The 16,756-nt window shown below is 68.2% G+C and carries 17 protein-coding genes; 10 read left to right on the top strand and 7 right to left on the bottom strand.

Annotation, left to right across the window (positions count from 1 at the left end; genetic code table 11):
• The first annotated feature begins 269 nt into the window (after window positions 1-269).
• The 5 genes from UAJ10_RS21455 to UAJ10_RS21435 all read left to right on the top strand — a co-directional run bounded on the left by UAJ10_RS21455 (window position 270) and on the right by UAJ10_RS21435 (window position 3,384).
• Window positions 270-575: an accessory factor UbiK family protein gene (locus tag UAJ10_RS21455; RefSeq protein ID WP_322917237.1), complete on the top strand. Its 306-nt coding sequence runs from the start codon at window positions 270-272 to the stop codon at window positions 573-575.
• Between the two features lie 271 nt (window positions 576-846).
• On the top strand, window positions 847-1,350 hold the full coding sequence (locus tag UAJ10_RS21450; RefSeq protein ID WP_322917236.1) for a type III secretion system chaperone family protein: 504 nt from the start codon (window positions 847-849) through the stop codon (window positions 1,348-1,350).
• Window positions 1,351-1,402: 52 nt separating this feature from the next.
• Entirely contained in the window at window positions 1,403-2,212 is an 810-nt protein-coding gene (gene proC / locus UAJ10_RS21445) for a pyrroline-5-carboxylate reductase (protein WP_322917235.1), read from the top strand.
• Between the two features lie 6 nt (window positions 2,213-2,218).
• The gene (locus tag UAJ10_RS21440; protein WP_322917234.1) at window positions 2,219-2,713 is read left to right on the top strand and encodes a YbaK/EbsC family protein; all 495 of its coding nucleotides are present in this window, start codon (window positions 2,219-2,221) and stop codon (window positions 2,711-2,713) included.
• Between the two features lie 188 nt (window positions 2,714-2,901).
• On the top strand, window positions 2,902-3,384 hold the full coding sequence (locus UAJ10_RS21435; protein WP_004272223.1) for a phasin family protein: 483 nt from the start codon (window positions 2,902-2,904) through the stop codon (window positions 3,382-3,384).
• A 100-nt stretch (window positions 3,385-3,484) separates the two neighbouring features.
• Here UAJ10_RS21435 and UAJ10_RS21430 read toward each other — a convergent pair whose 3' ends face one another.
• From UAJ10_RS21430 to UAJ10_RS21420, 3 genes are read right to left on the bottom strand one after another with little or no spacing between them, the layout of a single operon-like run.
• The gene (locus tag UAJ10_RS21430; RefSeq protein WP_322917233.1) at window positions 3,485-4,867 is read right to left on the bottom strand and encodes an ATP-binding protein; all 1,383 of its coding nucleotides are present in this window, start codon (window positions 4,865-4,867) and stop codon (window positions 3,485-3,487) included.
• Between the two features lie 30 nt (window positions 4,868-4,897).
• Window positions 4,898-5,599 carry a response regulator gene (locus tag UAJ10_RS21425; RefSeq protein WP_322917232.1) on the bottom strand — a complete coding sequence of 234 codons (702 nt, stop codon included), beginning with the start codon at window positions 5,597-5,599 and terminating at the stop codon, window positions 4,898-4,900.
• Window positions 5,600-5,652: 53 nt separating this feature from the next.
• A complete protein-coding gene (locus tag UAJ10_RS21420) occupies window positions 5,653-6,165 on the bottom strand; it encodes a MarR family winged helix-turn-helix transcriptional regulator (protein WP_145613288.1) in 513 nt (170 codons plus the stop codon).
• Window positions 6,166-6,425: 260 nt separating this feature from the next.
• Between UAJ10_RS21420 and UAJ10_RS21415 the strand changes: the two genes are divergently transcribed.
• Together UAJ10_RS21415 and UAJ10_RS21410 are read left to right on the top strand one after the other, a co-directional pair.
• Window positions 6,426-6,848 (top strand): RT0821/Lpp0805 family surface protein, encoded by a 423-nt coding sequence (locus UAJ10_RS21415; protein WP_322917231.1) that lies wholly within the window; start codon window positions 6,426-6,428, stop codon window positions 6,846-6,848.
• A 122-nt stretch (window positions 6,849-6,970) separates the two neighbouring features.
• A complete protein-coding gene (locus UAJ10_RS21410) occupies window positions 6,971-8,419 on the top strand; it encodes a serine hydrolase domain-containing protein (protein ID WP_322917230.1) in 1,449 nt (482 codons plus the stop codon).
• Between the two features lie 107 nt (window positions 8,420-8,526).
• Here UAJ10_RS21410 and UAJ10_RS21405 read toward each other — a convergent pair whose 3' ends face one another.
• Complete coding sequence (locus UAJ10_RS21405; RefSeq protein WP_322917229.1) at window positions 8,527-8,838, bottom strand: hypothetical protein; 312 nt, start codon at window positions 8,836-8,838, stop codon at window positions 8,527-8,529.
• Between the two features lie 619 nt (window positions 8,839-9,457).
• Between UAJ10_RS21405 and UAJ10_RS21400 the strand changes: the two genes are divergently transcribed.
• The gene (locus UAJ10_RS21400) at window positions 9,458-11,122 is read left to right on the top strand and encodes a methyl-accepting chemotaxis protein (RefSeq protein ID WP_322917228.1); all 1,665 of its coding nucleotides are present in this window, start codon (window positions 9,458-9,460) and stop codon (window positions 11,120-11,122) included.
• A 78-nt stretch (window positions 11,123-11,200) separates the two neighbouring features.
• On the opposite strand, the gene UAJ10_RS21395 is transcribed toward UAJ10_RS21400, so the two are convergent.
• The gene (locus UAJ10_RS21395) at window positions 11,201-12,190 is read right to left on the bottom strand and encodes an alpha/beta fold hydrolase (RefSeq protein ID WP_322917227.1); all 990 of its coding nucleotides are present in this window, start codon (window positions 12,188-12,190) and stop codon (window positions 11,201-11,203) included.
• Window positions 12,191-12,347: 157 nt separating this feature from the next.
• Between UAJ10_RS21395 and UAJ10_RS21390 the strand changes: the two genes are divergently transcribed.
• The gene (locus UAJ10_RS21390) at window positions 12,348-13,199 is read left to right on the top strand and encodes a helix-turn-helix domain-containing protein (RefSeq protein ID WP_322917226.1); all 852 of its coding nucleotides are present in this window, start codon (window positions 12,348-12,350) and stop codon (window positions 13,197-13,199) included.
• A gap of 63 nt (window positions 13,200-13,262) precedes the next feature.
• On the opposite strand, the gene UAJ10_RS21385 is transcribed toward UAJ10_RS21390, so the two are convergent.
• Entirely contained in the window at window positions 13,263-13,937 is a 675-nt protein-coding gene (locus UAJ10_RS21385; protein ID WP_322917225.1) for an orotate phosphoribosyltransferase, read from the bottom strand.
• Window positions 13,938-13,975: 38 nt separating this feature from the next.
• Window positions 13,976-15,052 carry a dihydroorotase gene (gene pyrC / locus UAJ10_RS21380; RefSeq protein ID WP_322917224.1) on the bottom strand — a complete coding sequence of 359 codons (1,077 nt, stop codon included), beginning with the start codon at window positions 15,050-15,052 and terminating at the stop codon, window positions 13,976-13,978.
• 172 nt (window positions 15,053-15,224) lie between these two features.
• Between pyrC and hisS the strand changes: the two genes are divergently transcribed.
• Window positions 15,225-16,598 (top strand): histidine--tRNA ligase, encoded by a 1,374-nt coding sequence (gene hisS, locus UAJ10_RS21375; RefSeq protein ID WP_322917223.1) that lies wholly within the window; start codon window positions 15,225-15,227, stop codon window positions 16,596-16,598.
• Window positions 16,599-16,756 lie beyond the last annotated feature (158 nt).

Below are 16,756 nucleotides of genomic sequence, written 5' to 3'. Positions count from 1 at the left end.
CCGGCCGGCATCCACCCCCACATGGCCGGCCGTGTGAAAGAAATGGACTCGGCTGTTCGGCTTTATAGGGGCCCCGCGCCCCGGTCGCAACCGGCGGCCGGTATGCGAACGCCCTGCGGCACGCCCCATGACGGTCACCCGGGGCGCTTCGAAGGTGCTGTTGCACGTGCGAACGTGGGGCGCGATAATGGCGGCTTGATGGCCGTTCGCTTTCCGGGGTCCCGCCGCATCGGGGCCGAGGCGGCGGCACTGCTTTGAGGATAAGGGCGATGCAGGTGGACAACAAGGTGCTGGACGATTTGGCCCGCGTGGCCGGGGGCGCCGTCGGCGCCGTGGCAGGGCTGAAGAACGAGGTCGAGGGCCATGTGCGCCAGCGCCTGGAACGCGTGCTCAGCGGCCTGGACATGGTCCGCCGGGACGAGTTCGAGGCCGTGAAGGAGATGGCCGCCCGCGCCCGCGCGCAGGAGGATGAGATCAACCGGCTGATGGCCCTGCAGCAGGCGCTGCTGGATCGCGTCGCCCACCTTGAGTCGGTTGTGGCCAAGGCCGCGGCCGAGGCGGACAAGCCGGCCTGAGCGTGCGCACCCCTGGCCGAAAGGGGTGCCTTGGGCCGGAAACCCAAGGGATCCCGGGCTTCCGGCCCTGCCCACATGGGAAGTGGGGTTAAGCGGCCTAGGCGGCCGGGTAGAAGACGGTTGCGAGTGCGGTTGTCCTCTGGCACCGTACCCCTGGTAGCTCCCACGCCCGGCAGCACCAGATTTTGTTTTGAGCGGATCGGACGTTTCCGGTCCGGCGCCGGGTGGGATGGGTCGTCCCTTGCCATCGCGCGCGACAGGAGGGCGTATCATGTCGGCACTTGCCGTCGAGACTAGCAGCACCACCCACAATCCCCTTGATATCGTCGAGGAGATCGTCTCGGCCAACGAATGGCCGTTCGAGCGCGCCAGCGAAGACGAGATGATCGTCGAGATCAACGGCCGGTGGTGCGACTACCGGCTGTTTTTCGTTTGGCAGAACGAAGTCAGCGCCATGCAGTTCTCATGTCAGTTCGACATGAAGGTGCCGCCGGCGCGCAAGCTGGCCGTCACCGAGCTTTTGGCCGAGGTGAACGGCAAGATGTGGCTGGGCCACTTCGACGTGTGCAGTGAAGAGCACACGCCCATGTTCCGCCAGACCCTGCTGCTGCGGGGCGCGCGGGCCGCCAGCGTCGAACAGATCGAGGATTTGGTCGAAATCGCGGTGGCGGAGTGCGAGCGCTACTACCCCGCGTTCCAGTTCGTCATCTGGGGCGGCAAAAGTGCCGCGGACGCCGTTTCCGCCGCCATTCTGGACACGCTCGGCGAAGCTTGATACAGCCCACACCCCGGGACCTCCGTTTGAATGTCATGACTATGGTGCGGGGATGACGGCTGTGGATTTGTTGTTGGTGGGCTTCGGCAAGATGGGCGGCGCCATGCTGGCCGGATGGCAGGCGGCGGGCACCGTCCGTCGCGTGGTCATCGTCGACCCCGCGGCCCCTGCCGCGACCGCGCCGGAAGGGACCGTCCTGGTGTCCGATCCCGCCGCCATCCCTGCGGATTTCAGTCCCACCGCCGTGGTGCTGGCGGTGAAGCCCCAGATGATGGACCAGGCGCTGCCGGCCTACGCCGCGTATGCCGGCGGCGCCGTCTTCCTGTCCATCGCCGCCGGCAAGACCATCGCCTATTTCCAGAAGGTGCTGGGGGCGGGCGCCGCGCTGGTGCGGGCCATGCCCAACACGCCGGCGGCCGTGGGCCGGGGCATCTCCGGCGCCTATGCCACGCCGGCCGTCTCGGCCGCCCAGCGCGACCTGTGCCAGCGGCTGCTGAGCGCCGTGGGCGAGGTGGTGTGGGTGGAGGATGAGGGGCTGATCGACGCGGTGACCGCCGTGTCGGGCAGCGGCCCCGCCTATGTCTTTCATTTGGTGGAGGCCATGGCCGCCGCCGGCGCCGCCGTCGGCCTGCCGCCGGATCTGGCGCTGCGTCTGGCGCGGGCCACCGTGACCGGGGCGGGTGAACTGCTGTACCGCAACCCGGAAACCACCGCCACCCAGTTGCGCATCAACGTCACCAGCCCAAAGGGCACCACCCAGGCGGCGCTGGACGTGTTGATGGACGAAGGGCAGGGCCTGGCGCCGCTGATGACCCGCGCGGTCGCCGCCGCCAGTCGGCGGTCGCGGGAACTGGCGGGCTGACGCGTCATGGCCGGACCCCTCAGCCCCAGCGCGCAGAAGATTCAGAACCTGCTGAACGACCTGGGCCAGCCCATCCACGTCGTGGAATTCGCCGCCACCACCCGTACGGCGGCCGAGGCGGCGGCGGTGATTGGTTGCGATGCGGCACAAATCGCCAAGTCAATCGTTTTTCGCACGCGCGAAAAAAACGCCTCCGTCCTGGTGGTGGCGTCGGGCGCCACCCGCATCAACGAGGCCCTGGTGGCCAAGGCCCTCGCCGACATGCTGAACGGCGACCGGTTGCTGCGCGCCGATCCGGAATATGTGCGGTTGACCACGGGTTTCCCCATCGGCGGCGTTCCGCCGCTGGGCCATGCGGTGACGCCTGTCACATTGTTCGACCGCCGTTTGCTGTCATTTCCCACGGTCTGGGCGGCGGCTGGCACCCCCAACGCCGTGTTCGCCATCGCCCCCGACGTGCTGGCCCGACTGACCGGCGCCCGGGTTGTGGACGTCGCCTAGGCGTAAGGGGCGGGTGCCACCGGTGTCTTAGCCGGTTCGACCTATGGCGGTGCTCGGCCGGCCCATACTAGCCAAAAGAGTTTATTGTGCGGTGCACAAAAACCATTGACCGGCTGGCTTACCCCGAGCATTATCCCCCCGGAATTGCCGCACCGCAGCGGCGCAAGCCGTATAGGGATCTGAACACTATGGCGACCAATCCGTTTCTCGACTTCGACATGACGAAGTTCTTCGACCCGTCCAAGTTCGCTGAGTTCACCAAGGTGGACTTCAGCAAGACGCTGGCCGACTACAAGGTGCCGGGCATCGACGTCGATGCCTTCGTCGCGGCCCAGCGCAAGAACATCGAGGCCGTGACGGCCGCCAACCAGCTGGCCGTGGAAGGCATCCAGGCCGTCCTGCGCCGCCAGGCCGAAATCCTGCGCCAGAGCCTGGAGGAGACCTCCTCCGTGGTTTCCGACTTCCTGTCCACCGGCACCCCGGAAGACAAGGTCGCCAAGCAGGCCGAGCTGGTGAAGACCGCTTTCGAGAAGGCCCTGGCCAACGTCAAGGAACTGGCCGAGCTGATCGCCAAGTCCAACAGCGAAGCCGCCGACGTGCTGTCCAACCGCGTGAAGGAAAGCATCGAGGAAGTGAAGGCCGCCATCGCCAAGGCCCAGACCAAGCACTAAGCCTGGTTGCAGCCTCGCGCTGAATGACGGACGGGCGGTACCCTCGGGTGCCGCCCGTTTTCATTTTTGCTTTCCGGATCGCGTGCTCATTGGGCGCGCGTTACACAGGCAGCCTGATCACCGCCCGCAGGCCGCCCCGGGGGCTGTCCTCCAGCAGGACGTTGCCGCCATGGCGGTTGGCGATGTCGCGGGCGATGCCCAGGCCCAGGCCGACACCGCCGGTGGCTTGGTTGCGGGAGCTGTCCAGGCGGTGGAAGGGTCGGAAGACCTCCTCCCGCATCTCGACCGGAATGCCTGGGCCGTTGTCGTCGACCAGGACATAGAGGTGGCCGCCCTGGCGCTGCAGGGTCACCCAGGCGCGGCCGGCATAGCGCACGGCGTTGCCCACCAGGTTGGCGACGCAGCGGCGGAAGTCGTTGGCGCGCAGCGGCACGAGGATGGTGGCGTCGGGCAGGCTCAGTTCCACCGAGCGGCCCTCGCGCCGGGCGTTGGCCACCACGTCGGTCAGCAGGGCGCCCACGTCGGTGGGGGCGGGCGGTTCGGCGCCTTCGCCCCGGGCGAAGGCCAGATAGGCCTCGATCATCCCCTCCATCTCGGCCACGTCGGCCTTCAGCTCCTCCACCTCCTGGGCCTCGGGCAGCATGGCCAGCTGCAGGCGCATGCGGGTGAGCGGGGTGCGCAGGTCGTGGCTGACCCCGGCCAGCATCTCGGTGCGCTGGCTGATCTGGCGCTGGATGCGTTCCCGCATCTGCAGGAAGGCCGTGGCGGCCTGCCGCACCTCCGACGCGCCCTCCGGCTTGAACAGGGGGGTGTCGCGGCCTTTGCCGAAGGCCTCCGCCGCGATGGCCAGGCGGCGGATAGGCCGGATCTGGTTGCGCATGAACATGATGGCGATGGTGAACAGCAGCAGCGAGCTGCCGGCCATCCACAGGATGAACACCCAGCTGGTGAAGCTGAACAGCCGCCGCTCCGGCGACAGGACGTGCAGCACGCCGTCGGGCAGCTGCACGTTGATCCCGTACCATTCGTGGGCGACGTGGGTGTCTATGGTCCAGGGGCGGCCCACCTTCTCATCCAGGGCCCGGCCCAGCGTGTGCTCCAGGATGCCGAACAGATGCTGGCGGTGCCAGTTGGGCAGCCGTTCGCCCGGGCGGAAGGTCACCATCAGGTCGGTGGTGCGGGTCACCATGTCCAGGGTCGCGTCCTGGTCTTCCGGTGTCTGGTCGCGACCCAGCTGCTCGATGACCATGGCGATCTCGCCCGCCACGCCGAAGGCCTGGTTGTTGGTCACCCGTTCCCAATGCTGGTCATAGAAATAGAAGGTGGCGATGGCCTGGGCCAGGATCACCGGCGTGGTGATGATCAGCAGCGACCGGCCGAACAGCGTGCGCGGCAGCAGGCGCTTCACCATGCCGGAAGGGTTGATCACCGGGGGCGCCCCCAGACTCTGGCGCCGGGGCGCCTGTTCACGCGTCATGCTCATGGGGCGTCCTTCAGCGACTCAAGGGCGGCGTCAGTCGGGCCGCAGCACATAGCCTTCGCCGCGCACGGTCTGCAGGTAGCGCGGCTGGCGCGGGTCGGTCTCGATCTTGCGACGCAGGCGGGTGACCTGCACGTCGATGGCGCGGGCGTTGCTGTCGATGCCGGCGCGGCCCAGATCCTCCCGCGTGAACACCACCCCCGGCTGGGCGGCCAGGGTGCGCAGCAGGCTGGCCTCGCCACTCGTCAGGCGCACGGTCTCCTCGCCCGAGCGCAGCTCCTCCCGTTCCGCGTCGAACACCCAGCGGCCCAGGCGCACCTCCGCCGCGGCCGCCGCCGGCTTGGGCAGGCGGCGCAGGATGGAGGTGATGCGCAGCACCAGCTCGCGCGGCTCGAAGGGCTTGGGCAGGTAGTCGTCGGCCCCCGCCTCCAGCCCGGCGATGCGGTCGTCCGGCTGGCCGTTGGCCGTCAGCAGCAGAATGGGCAGGCCGCCATCGGCGCGCAGGCTGCGGGTCAGCTCCAGCCCCGACTCGCCGGGCATGCGGACGTCCAGCACCATGAGGTCGAAGTTGAGGGAGGCCAGCATGCGCCGGGCCGCCGCCGCGTCCGCCGCGGCCGAGACGATGAAGCCGTTCTGCGACAAATACCGCCGCAGGGCCTCGCGCAGGCGGTCGTCGTCATCCACCACCAGGATGTGGGGCTGCTCCTCGGGCAGGGCCTGCTGCGTCATCGTCATGGCCGGATGCTCTCCCTAACGGTCGCGGGGCGGCAGCATAGCATAACTGGGGCTCAGCGCTTCGCCAGCGCCGCCACGGCGGGCCGCGCCTGGGCGAACGTGTCCCGGTCGCTGTCGTCCATGATGCCGACCATGACCTTGCGGAAGCCCTCCACCGCCTCCGCCCCCGCCCGGCGGTAGGCGCGGGCGATCAACTGGCGCTGCGGTTCGGACAGCTGGCGCTCCAGTTCCTGGCCCTTGGGCGTCAGGTCCAGCAGGCGCTGGCGCCGGTCGCGGGTGCCCTGGCGCTGCACGATGTATTCCTCCCGCACCAGATCCTGCAGCACGCGCGACAGGCTCTGCTTCGTGATGCGCAGGATGCCCAGCAGGTCGGTCACCGTGATGTGGGGATGGCGGCCCACGAAGTAGATGACGCGGTGGTGCGCCCGGCCCAGGCCGATCTTCTCCAGCATGGTGTCGGGCTCGGCGGTGAAGTCGCGGTAGGCGTAGAACAGCATCTCCATCGCCTGCCGTAGCTCCTCCTCCCGCAGGAACAGGGGGTTTACGCCGGTTTTCATGTCGGTCATGCGATGCAGGCTTTCGGTACTGGCACGAATACGGGCCGCATTATGCCAGTTGCGCCCGTGAAGGGGAGCGGTTTCACGGACGATCCGTCGCACCCGCCCGTCTCGGCCCTTCGGCGGAATATGGCTTCCGGGCTCTGGCTTTCGGGGGTCGGGCTTCGGCGGGGATTGCGCGGCGGGCGTCACCTTTGGCAAAAGGGGCGCTCGATCGGGGCGCCATCGATATTGGGGGGCGTTCACCAGGGGATGCAGGAGCCAAAGGGATGAAGATGAAGCTATCGGTCGCGGGACTGATGCTGCTGGCGCTGGCGGGTTGCGCCGCCAAGCCCGAGGAGAAGCCCGCGGCGCCGGCCGAACCGCCGGCCGTCGAGGCGCCCAAGCCGCCGCCCACGGACATCACGCTGGATGCCAGCGACCTGGCCGCGCTGCAGACGGCGCTGAAGGAGGCCACGGGCAAGCCCATCCAGGAAACCGTGAGCTGGACGAACCCGCAGACGGGCCGACAGGGCACCGTGAAGATGCTGCGCGACGGCTTCGACGCCAAGAACCGCCCGTGCCGCGAGTTCCACTCGGTGGTGTTCCAGGGCCAGTTGTTCCGCCATCAGACCGGTTTCATCTGCCGCCAGCCTGATGGCAGCTGGGAAGTGGTCGACGGCGTCGACTATCCGGTCCGCGAACGCAAGTAAGGCGGCCCCGCCAACTCTCGCTGCCTTGGCCGTGCCACAGTCACGGCCAAGGCTTATGGCGGAGTTCGTGCCGGGCCGGCGCCCGGGCGGACCCATCCGCCCCTGGGGAGCGTTACGTACCGATGTCCCAATCACCGAAATCGGGGCCGACCCCGCCCAAGCCCGGCGCTTCCAAGCCTGGTGAGCCGCGCGGCGGCTATCTTCGGGTGGCCCTGCTGCTGGCACCGGTGGCGGCGGTGGCCATCGGCGGCGGCCTGCTGCTGGCCCACTGGGGCAAGCGCGCGGAAACGCCGCCACCCCCGCCACCGGTGGCGGCGGAGCCCCCGGCCCCCCGCGGTCCGGTGACGGTGGAGGTTGCGGGCGGCGACGGGGCCATCCTGACGGTGGCCTCGCCCGATGACCGACAGATTTCCGATGAGGGCCTGAAGGCGCTGCACACCTTCGAGTCCAACACCGGCACCACCGCCCTGCTGGTCTGGTATCGCGGCGCCTTGCAGGTGGAGGACTACGGTCCCGGCACCCGCCCGGCCGATTTGATGGACGGCGCCGGCCTCCAGGCGGGCCTGCTGACCTTCCTGACCGGCAAGGCCATCCAGGACGGCTTCCTCACCTCCGCCGATCAGCCGCTGGGCCAGATCTTCCCGGACTGGAAGGACGATCCCCGGGGCCGGATCACCGTGCGCGACCTGCTGGTGGGCAGCAGCGGCCTGGGCTTCCCGCCCGATAACGGCACCCCGGGCGGCCCGGCGGCGGCCGATGCCGGCGCCTGGCTGAAGGGTTTGGCGCTGGAAGCGGAGCCCGGCACCCGCTACAAGCCGGCGGAAGGTGAATTGCAGGTGCTGGCCCTGGTGTTGGAGAAGGCGACCAGGCAGCCGCTGGCGGCCTATTTGTCGCAGGGGCTGTGGGCCGCGATCGGCGCCCGCCCGGCGGAGATGCTGCTGGATGACGGCGGCCGCGCCACCGTGGTGGGGTGCTGCGTCAAGGCGACGGCGCGCGACTGGTTGCGCCTGGGCCTGCTGTTGAAGGACGGCGGCCAGGTGGAGAACCGCCCCGTCCTGCCCATGCCCTGGGTGGAGGAGATGCAGCGCCCCACGCTGTTCGCCCGCAACGAGGGCATGCGGGTGCGCCTGGCTTGGCCGCGGGAGAAGGGCGGGCCCATCAAGGCGGCCGAAGCCTTCGCCGAGCCGGACACCGTCTTCATGGCCGGTGCCGGTGGCCAGCGGCTCTATGTGTCGAAGGCGGCGGACCTGGTGATCCTGCGCCTGGGCCGCGCGGTGGAGCCTTGGGATGACGCCACCCTGGTGAATCTGGTGACGCGCCACCTGGAGCGCCCGCCGGAGCCCAAGCGCACGCCCTACTCCTCCATCGCCGTCCAGCCGCAGGGGCTGGCCATGCCGCCCATCGTCACGCCTCGCAAGCCGCCAACGGTGGTGACGGTGCCGCTGGACGCGGCCCCGTCCCATGGAAAGGCTGCCCAGCCGGATTTGCCGACCGCCCCCGCCGTGCCCGGCGCCCCCGGTCCGTCGAACGCGGGCTCGCCATCGGCGGACAAAACGCCGCACCGGCGGTGAGGCGCCTTACCCGTTATCCGCCACTTAAGGTGGCGCCACCAAACGAGGCGCCACGCCGCCCGTCCGCCGGCCCCAGCAAGGGGCGGCGGAACGGAGGGCGTTAACCTTTATTTGGATTTGAAGGCCTTCAACTGTTTGTTGAATTCGCTCGCGAGCTTCTGCATCTGGTCGACGGCGTCGTTGTACTTCTTCTGCCAGTTGCCGTTGCCGTTTTTGCCTTCGAACTCGACACAGCTCATATAGTCCTGGGTCTCCGCCATGAACTTCTTCACGGCCGCGGATGCCGCCTGCATTTCCGCTTCCGCCGCCTTGCTGCCGTCCGGCACGGCGGGGGGCGCGCCCAGCGAGCACTCCGCCCGCGCCACGCCCGCAACCCCCAAACCAGCCATCAGGACGATGGCTGCCACCCGCTTCATCATCTGCACCAACCTCCCAGAGTCCAGTAAGTACACGGTCAAAAAAAGACTATCCGCCAAAGGTTTACGGATCGTTACCTACGGTTGTGTTCACGCCCGGGGCCCGTACGCTGCGGGCCCACGCCCTGTTCGCGATCAGCCGCCGTCCCGGTCGGCCGGAGCGATGGCGGCCGAGATCCGATGTGACGGAGCGATGATGTTTTTTGTCATCCGAGCTGAATTTTTATTACTTAAAATGCTAAGAAGAACAGCGGGGTCCGACCCCTTTCCCCCCATTTCGTTTACCTCACCCCGCTACCGCCTTGGATTCCGGCGTTTTAACCAGAGTCGGACGCTAATGGATCAGAACTGAAATCCTTTCCGCATTGCGAAGGATAAATTTCAGTCGTCGTGGTCCCTGGCGGCGTTAACTGTAGTTGAGGTTATAAGTCAGTTTACAGGTCTGCGAAAGCATGTCTAGGTATTAGCCCAGGGCCTAGGCCGGCCGCCACCGAACTGTGGGTGGGGCCCGGGGGCGCGCACCGGGTTCGGCAGGGTGGTTGCCGGTCTTGGCGATGAGAGCGGCGCGGGGCAATGAACAAAGCAGGGGTAGTTAATAATGTCGTATGAGGCAGATGGGTTTTTGGGACGCGTCAGTGGCCTGGTGAAGAAGCCGGAAAATTCCAAGAGCTGGTTTACCATTGGGCGCAAGATCGCCCCCGCGGTCGCCATTCCCACGATTATCGGCCTGGGTGCTGTCATTTGGCTCAGCACCAACCAGATGCATAAGGCCATGCTGGCCCAGTCCGTGGCGTCCGAGCGGCAGGAAACGGAAATGCTGGCGCAGCAGATGAGCGCCGCCGTCCGCTTCAAGCAGCAGGATTCTATCGCCGACGCCTATGCCGACCTCAGCACCCGCGCGGGCGGCAGCCTGGCGGGTGTGCGCGTGAACGACGCCGATGGCGAATCCCTGGACAGCTTCGACAGCAAGACCCTGCCGACCTACGCCATCGACAAGGACAAGGACCTGCCCAAGAAGGTCACCGAGACCAAGTCCTTCGACAAGGGCGACCACCTGATCGTCATGTCGCCGGTGAAGGCCGGCGCCAACCATGACCAAGTCGGCACCCTGATCGTGGCGTGGAGCCGCCAGGGCCTGAACGAGGCCATCTCCTCCACCGTCAAGGGCTCGCTGCTGACCGCCATCATCGTGCTGGCCATCCTGGTCGGCGGTCTGGCCGTGCTGCTGCACTTCCTGGTCAGCCGTCCGCTGACCACCTTGCAGACCGCCATGGGCCGCCTGGCCAGCGGAGACCTGACCGTGGACATCACCGGCACGGAGCGGGGCGACGAGATCGGCGCCATGGCCGCCTCCGTCCAGGTGTTCAAGGACAACGCCATCGAGGTGGAGCGCCTGAAGAAGGTGCAGGAACAGGCGGAGCGGGAGTCGGCGGAAGAGAAGCGCCGCACCATGAACCGACTGGCCGATGAGTTCGAGAGCACCGTGAAGGGCGTCGTGGCCCAGGTGTCCGAGGCCGCCACCCGCATGCAGTCCAGCGCGCAGACGTTGTCCGGTTCGGCCGACGAAAGCCGCAGCCAGGCCGGCGCCGTCGCTGCCGCCACGCAGCAGGCCTCGGCCAACGTGCAATCGGTGGCAAGCGCCACCGAGGAACTGGCCGGTTCGCTGGCCGAGATTTCCAACCAGGTCAACACCTCGGCCCGCATCGCCAAGGCCGCCGCCTCCACCGCCGAGAAGACGAACGAGACCGTGCAGTCGCTGGCCTCGCGCGCCCAGAGCATCGGCGACGTGGTGAAGCTGATCTCCGACATCGCCAGCCAGACCAACCTCCTGGCGCTGAACGCCACCATCGAGGCGGCCCGCGCCGGTGAAGCCGGCAAGGGCTTCGCGGTCGTGGCCAGCGAGGTGAAGAGCCTGGCCAACCAGACGGCCAAGGCGACGGAGGAAATCTCCGCCCAGATCTCCACCATGCAGGACGCCACCCGCGACGCGGTCGACGCCATCATCACCATTTCCAGGACCATCGCCGAGATCAACGACATCTCCGACATGGTCGCGGGCGCGGTGGAAGAGCAGGACGCGGCGACCAAGGAAATCGCCCGCAACGTCCAGCAGGCCTCCATGGGCACCATGGAAGTGTCGCGCAACATCGGCTCGCTGCAGCACGCGGCCGAGGATACCGGCAAGTCGGCCACCCAGGTTCTGGGCGCCGCCACCGGCCTGGCCCAGCAGTCCGACACCCTGGCCGGCCAGGTGGACCGCTTCCTGCAGCAGGTCCGCGCCGCCTAAGCCGCTCTCGCGCATCGAAAAACCCCGCGGGATCGCTCCCGCGGGGTTTTTTTTGCTGGAAAAGGGGACGGTGGGCTTTCAGGCGGTCACGCCCCACAGCGTCCTGGCCTCCGCCGCGATCACGTCCGGATATTCCTCGGGGAAGAACAGCTTGGCCTGGGGCAGATGGCGCACGCCCTGGCAATTGGGCAGGATGCCGGCCAGGTAGTCGCCGCCGGCGGGGTCGAAGATGGTGTCGGCGGTGCCCCAGACGATGCGCGCGGGTACCGTCACGCGGCGCAATTCCTTCTCGATGCCGGCCAGCGGGTTGGGGTCCAGGCCCAGGGTGTAGGCGTGCACCAGGTCCTTGCGCCGGGGGCTGCTGACCAGCGGGCCCAGGTAATAGTCGATGGCCTCGTCCGTGGGGCGGGTGGGGTCGCTGAAGGTCTGGCCGCCCAGGCCCGTGGGCCCGCGGGCCAAATCCTTGTCCGCCACCCAGCGCGCCAGCCAGCGGTCGGCGAAGGTTCCGGCCCGCGCCATGTCCAGCACCGGCCGCAGGGCCGGGGGTGGGCTGTCGGGCTCGGTATCGCAGTTGGTCAGCAGCAGGCTGCGCACCCGCTTGGGGTATTGGGTGACGAACAGTTGGGCCACGGCCCCGCCGCTGTCATTGGCCACGATGTCCACGGTGTTGGCGCCCACGCTGTCCAGGAAGGCGGCCAGCATGCGCACCTGGACCATGGGCGTCACCGCCTGGCCGTCCGGCACGCGGCTGTAGCCCAGGCCCAGGAAGTCCGGCGCCAGGCAGCGGCGATGGGCCGACAGCCGGTCGATGGCGCCGCGCCATTGGAAGCTGTTCAGGGGGAAACCGTGCAGGAACAGGGCGTCGGGGCCGCTGCCCTGGTCCATGTAGGCGACATGGCCGAAGGGCGTGCCGGCGTAGCGGCGCAAGGACCGGTAGGCGGCGGCGTCCAGCGGCCCGGTGCCGGACAGGGCGGCCGCGCCGGCACCGGGGCTTCCCAGTGCCAGCGTGGCGCCGGCCCCGGCCAGGCCTTGCAGGAAATGACGGCGGGCGAACGGTGCGGTCAGCATCTCTCATCCCCTCTGGAGCAGGGTGGTGGGGGCGGGTGGTTCGGATGCCCCAGGGATACGCCCGGGTCTCATGCGCGGTCGATAACCCGCCAGGTCATGGTTTCTTGACCTCCAAGGTCATGGCTTTTGCCCACGGCCGCCGTATCATTCACCCACCATGACCCATGCCGCCGCGACCGTGACCGCCATCCCCTCCCAGCTGACTCCGCTGGGCCTGCTGCTGCGCGAATGGCGGGCGGCGCGGCGCATGAGCCAGATGGATCTGGCGCTGGAGGCCGGCGTCTCCACCCGGCACCTCAGCTGTGTGGAAACCGGCAAGGCCCAGCCCAGCCGCGAGTTGTTGGCCCGCCTGGCCGATACGCTGGACATGCCCCTGCGGGAGCGCAACGCCCTGCTGGTGGCCGCCGGCTACGCGCCCCGCTATGGCGAGCGCACCCTGACGATGCCGGAGATGGCACCCGTGCGTCAGGCCATCGACTTCATCATCAAGCAGCAGGAACCTTATCCCGCCCTGGTGATGGACCGCCGATGGGACGTGGTGCGCATCAACCGTGCCACCGCCCGCATCGTCAGCCTGGCGCGTGGCCGCATGCCCCGACATAACAACATCCTGCGCCAGATCTTCGATCCAGAGGACATGCGCGCCGTCATGGGCAATTGGGAAAGCCTGGCCGGCGACCTGATCCGCCATCTGCACAACGAGGTGGCGGCCACGCCCCTGGATCAGGGCCTGCGCACCCTGCTGGACGACGTGCTGGCCTATCCCGGCGTGCCCGCCCGCTGGCGGTCGCGGGACCCCGACGCCTACCCCCTGCCGCTGTGCACCACGGTCTTCGCCGGCGGCGCCTTGGACGGCGAGGGCCACCCCCTGCGCTTCTTCTCCACTATCACCACCTTCGGCACCGCCCGCGACGTGACGGTGGAGGAACTGCGCATCGAGTGCATGTTCCCAGCCGATGAGCGCACGGCGGAACGGTGCAGGGCGTTGGCGGCCGAAGGTCCCGCATAAACAAACAGCGGCAGGGGATGGCCCTGCCGCTGTGAGGTATTCGCTGAGGTCGCGGGGAGGGGTTTATCCTTCCACCTTACCGCCGTTGGCGGCCGACCATTCGGCAGGGGCGTGTAGGAACTTCTCCACTTCCGCCATCGTTGCGATATCGAAATAGTTATGGTCGCGGGCCACTTTCAGCACGTCCCACCAGGTGGTCAGGGCATGCAGGGTGACGCCGATGTCGCGCATCGTCTCCACGCTCTTGGGGAAGATGCCGTAGTGGAAGACGACGAAGGCATGCTCGCATACCGCCCCCGCCTGGCGCAGGGCATTGACGAAGCCCACCTTGCTGCCGCCGTCGGTGGTCAGATCTTCCACCAGCAGGATGCGGTCGCCCTCGTCGAACTGGCCCTCGATCTGGGCGTTGCGGCCGAAGCCTTTGGGCTTCTTGCGCACGTACTGCATGGGCAGGCCCATGCGGTCGGCCATCCAGGCGGCGTAGGAGATGCCGGCCGTCTCACCGCCGGCCACACCGTCAAACGCCTCGAACCCGGCATCGCGCATCACCGTCTGCACGGCGTAGTCGATGATGGCCGAGCGGGCGCGCGGGAAGCTGATGACCTTGCGGCAGTCGATATAGACCGGGCTGGCCTTGCCCGAGGTCAGGATGAAAGGCTGGGTGGCGTTGAAATGGATCGCCTTGATGTCCAGTAGGATGCGGGCGGTCAGGCTGGCGGCGGTCTGGGCGTCGATCATCGGGGGCCTCGGGCACTGAATTGGGATTGGTGTCGGGTTTAATCTTGCAGCAGGCGCCAGTCCAGCCGTTCGCCGGCGCGGAAGGGCAGGACAGCGTTGCTGCCGCCGGCGTCCACCAGGTCGGGAACGGTATAGCCGTCGCGCACCAGGGTGATGGTGTCCTCATTCGGCGCCAGGCCGTGGAAGCGCGGGCCGTTCAGGCTGGCGAAGGCCTCCAGCGCGTCCAGCCTGCCTTCCTCGTCGAAGACCTGGGCGTAGAGCTCGATGGCGCTGGCCGCCGTGTAGATGCCGGCGCAGCCGCAGCCGGATTCCTTGGCGCTGGTGGGGTGCGGCGCGCTGTCCGTGCCCAGGAAGAACCAGGGCTGGCCGCTGGTGGCGGCGCGGCGCAGGGCCAGGCGATGCTTCTCCCGCTTGGCGATGGGCAGGCAATAGAGGTGGGGCCGGATGCCGCCCGCGAAGATGGACGACCGATTGATCATCAGGTGATGGGCGGTGATGGTGCAGGCGAGGCGGCCCCCGGCCCCGTGCGCCTCCACCACGGCCACGGCTTCCTCGGTTGTCGCGTGTTCCAGCACGATCTTCAGGGCCGGGTAGCGGTCCATCAGCGGCAGCAGCACGCGCTCGATGAACACCGCCTCGCGGTCGAAGATGTCGATGGCGGGGTCGGTCACCTCGCCATGGACCAGCAGGGGCATGCCGATGTCCTGCATGCGCGCCAGCACGCCGGCCACGTTGGCGAGATCGGTGACGCCGTGGGCGGAATTGGTGGTGGCGTGGGCGGGGTACAGCTTCACCGCCCGGAACAGGCCCTCCTCATAGCCGGCGGCGATCTCGTCGGCGCTGCTGCCATCGGTCAGGTAGGCGGTCATCAGCGGCTGGAAGCGGGCGCCGCCGTCTTCCGGCAGGGTGGCCAGGGCTTCCTGGATCTCCGCCTTGTAGCGCCGGGCGGCGGTCCGGTCGGTCACCGGCGGCACCAGGTTGGGCATGATGATGGCCCGGCCCATCTGGCGGGCGGAGTGCGGCAGCACGGCGCGCAGCATGGCACCGGTGCGAACGTGCAGGTGCCAGTCGTCGGGGCGGTGCAGGGTCAGGCGGGCGGCGGTGGTCGCGCTCATGGGGCAGGGTCCGGCTTATGATGTCCGGGCGCCAGTCCTACGCGCTCAGGCGCGCGGGCTCAAGCCCCGGTGGCCCGGGGCAGGCCGCTGGCGCCCATGCCTGTGGCGCACCGCTGGGCAAATCGGGTATGAAGCCCGTCTTGTCCGTCTCTTAGATTCCGAGTCCGATCCCATGGCCCTGATCGCCCCCCGCACGCCGCCCGGCACGATGGAACTGCTGCCGTCCAAGCAGATCGCCTTCCAGCGCATGCTGGACACCATCCGGCGGGGCTATGAGCGTTTTGGCTTCCTGCAGATCGAAACGCCGGTGTTCGAAACCGTGGACGTGCTGCTGACCAAATCGGGCGGCGAGACGGAAAAGCAGATTTATTTCGTGCAGTCGACCGGCGCCCTGGAACAGGCCAAGCGCCCGGACATCGCCCTGCGCTTCGACCTGACCGTGCCCACCGCCCGCTACGTGGCGGAGCATGAGCATGACCTGAGCTTCCCCTTCCGCCGCTATCAGATCCAGCGCGTCTATCGGGGGGAGCGGGCGCAGAAGGGGCGCTATCGCGAGTTCTACCAGTGCGACATCGACGTCATCGGCAAGGACAGCCTGTCCGTCGCCTATGACGCGGAAATGCCGGCCGTCATCTACACCGTGTTCCGCGACCTGGCGCAGGTGGGCATCGATGTCGGCCCCTTCCAGATCAACCTGTCCAACCGCAAGATCCTGCGTGGCTTCCTGGAAGGGCTGGGCCTGACCGAGGGTGAGGCCCAGGCCGCCGTGCTGCGCGAGATCGACAAGCTGCCCAAGGTGGGCGTGGACGCCGTGCGTACCACCCTGACGGGGGAACAGGCGCTGTCGGCCGCGACGGCCGACGCCATCCTGGCCTTCGTCGGCATCGACGGCACCACGGACGAGATGCTGGCCAAGGCCAAGGATCTGGGCAGCGCCAGCGCCTTGGCCCAGGAAGGCCTGGACGAACTGACCCAGGTGGTGGCGGGCCTGCGCGCCCTGGGCGTGCCCGACAGCCACTTCCGGGTCAACTTCTCCATCACCCGCGGTCTCGATTACTACACCGGCACGGTGTATGAGACCTTCCTGACCGATTTCCCGCAGATGGGCAGCGTCTGCTCCGGTGGGCGCTACGACAACCTGGCCAGCCAGTACACCAAGAGCAAGCTGCCGGGCGTGGGCATCTCCATCGGCGCCACCCGCCTGTTCTACGTGCTGGACCAGGCCGGCCTGGTGAAGGACCAGACCAGCACCATCGACGTGCTGGTCACCCAGTTCGCGCCCGAGCTGCTGCCCGACTACCTGGCCCTGGCGGGTGAGCTGCGCACCGCCGGCCTGAACGTCGAGGTGCATCTGGAGCCGGCAAAAATCGCCAAGCAGATGAAATATGCCGACCGCGCCGGCATCCCCGTGGTGTTGATGATGGGTCCGGACGAGGCCGCCGCCGGCACCGTCACGGTCAAGCGCCTGGCCAGCGGCGAGCAGGCCGCCGTGGCCCGCGCCGATCTGGCCGGCCATCTGCTGGCGGCGTTCGGCCGCGCCCGGTAAAACGCCCGGGCGGGATGCTCCTGCCCGGCACGGGCTTTGCGTCGACGCCCGCGCATTTGGTCAAACCGGCGGCAAAACCTACCCCCTACAGGGGGCTGACCCTGATATCGCTTGATCGCGGGCAGGATAGGCCGCTTAGTTGAGGTGGGGGGTGAGCC

This window comes from Nitrospirillum guaranorum, assembly GCF_034653275.1.
In the GTDB taxonomy this organism is placed as follows: Bacteria; Pseudomonadota; Alphaproteobacteria; order Azospirillales; family Azospirillaceae; genus Nitrospirillum.
The sequence above is the reverse complement of the archived record's forward strand: the minus strand, read 5'-3'. Positions and strand labels throughout refer to the sequence as shown.

Coding starts and splice junctions, on each gene's coding strand:
- UAJ10_RS21455 (WP_322917237.1), top strand. CDS start 270: ATGCAGGTGGACAACAAGGTGCTGGACGATTTGGCCCGCGTGGCCGGG.
- UAJ10_RS21450 (WP_322917236.1), top strand. CDS start 847: ATGTCGGCACTTGCCGTCGAGACTAGCAGCACCACCCACAATCCCCTT.
- proC (WP_322917235.1), top strand. CDS start 1,403: ATGACGGCTGTGGATTTGTTGTTGGTGGGCTTCGGCAAGATGGGCGGC.
- UAJ10_RS21440 (WP_322917234.1), top strand. CDS start 2,219: ATGGCCGGACCCCTCAGCCCCAGCGCGCAGAAGATTCAGAACCTGCTG.
- UAJ10_RS21435 (WP_004272223.1), top strand. CDS start 2,902: ATGGCGACCAATCCGTTTCTCGACTTCGACATGACGAAGTTCTTCGAC.
- UAJ10_RS21430 (WP_322917233.1), bottom strand. CDS start 4,867: ATGAGCATGACGCGTGAACAGGCGCCCCGGCGCCAGAGTCTGGGGGCG.
- UAJ10_RS21425 (WP_322917232.1), bottom strand. CDS start 5,599: ATGACGATGACGCAGCAGGCCCTGCCCGAGGAGCAGCCCCACATCCTG.
- UAJ10_RS21420 (WP_145613288.1), bottom strand. CDS start 6,165: ATGACCGACATGAAAACCGGCGTAAACCCCCTGTTCCTGCGGGAGGAG.
- UAJ10_RS21415 (WP_322917231.1), top strand. CDS start 6,426: ATGAAGATGAAGCTATCGGTCGCGGGACTGATGCTGCTGGCGCTGGCG.
- UAJ10_RS21410 (WP_322917230.1), top strand. CDS start 6,971: ATGTCCCAATCACCGAAATCGGGGCCGACCCCGCCCAAGCCCGGCGCT.
- UAJ10_RS21405 (WP_322917229.1), bottom strand. CDS start 8,838: ATGATGAAGCGGGTGGCAGCCATCGTCCTGATGGCTGGTTTGGGGGTT.
- UAJ10_RS21395 (WP_322917227.1), bottom strand. CDS start 12,190: ATGCTGACCGCACCGTTCGCCCGCCGTCATTTCCTGCAAGGCCTGGCC.
- UAJ10_RS21390 (WP_322917226.1), top strand. CDS start 12,348: ATGACCCATGCCGCCGCGACCGTGACCGCCATCCCCTCCCAGCTGACT.
- UAJ10_RS21385 (WP_322917225.1), bottom strand. CDS start 13,937: ATGATCGACGCCCAGACCGCCGCCAGCCTGACCGCCCGCATCCTACTG.
- pyrC (WP_322917224.1), bottom strand. CDS start 15,052: ATGAGCGCGACCACCGCCGCCCGCCTGACCCTGCACCGCCCCGACGAC.
- hisS (WP_322917223.1), top strand. CDS start 15,225: ATGGCCCTGATCGCCCCCCGCACGCCGCCCGGCACGATGGAACTGCTG.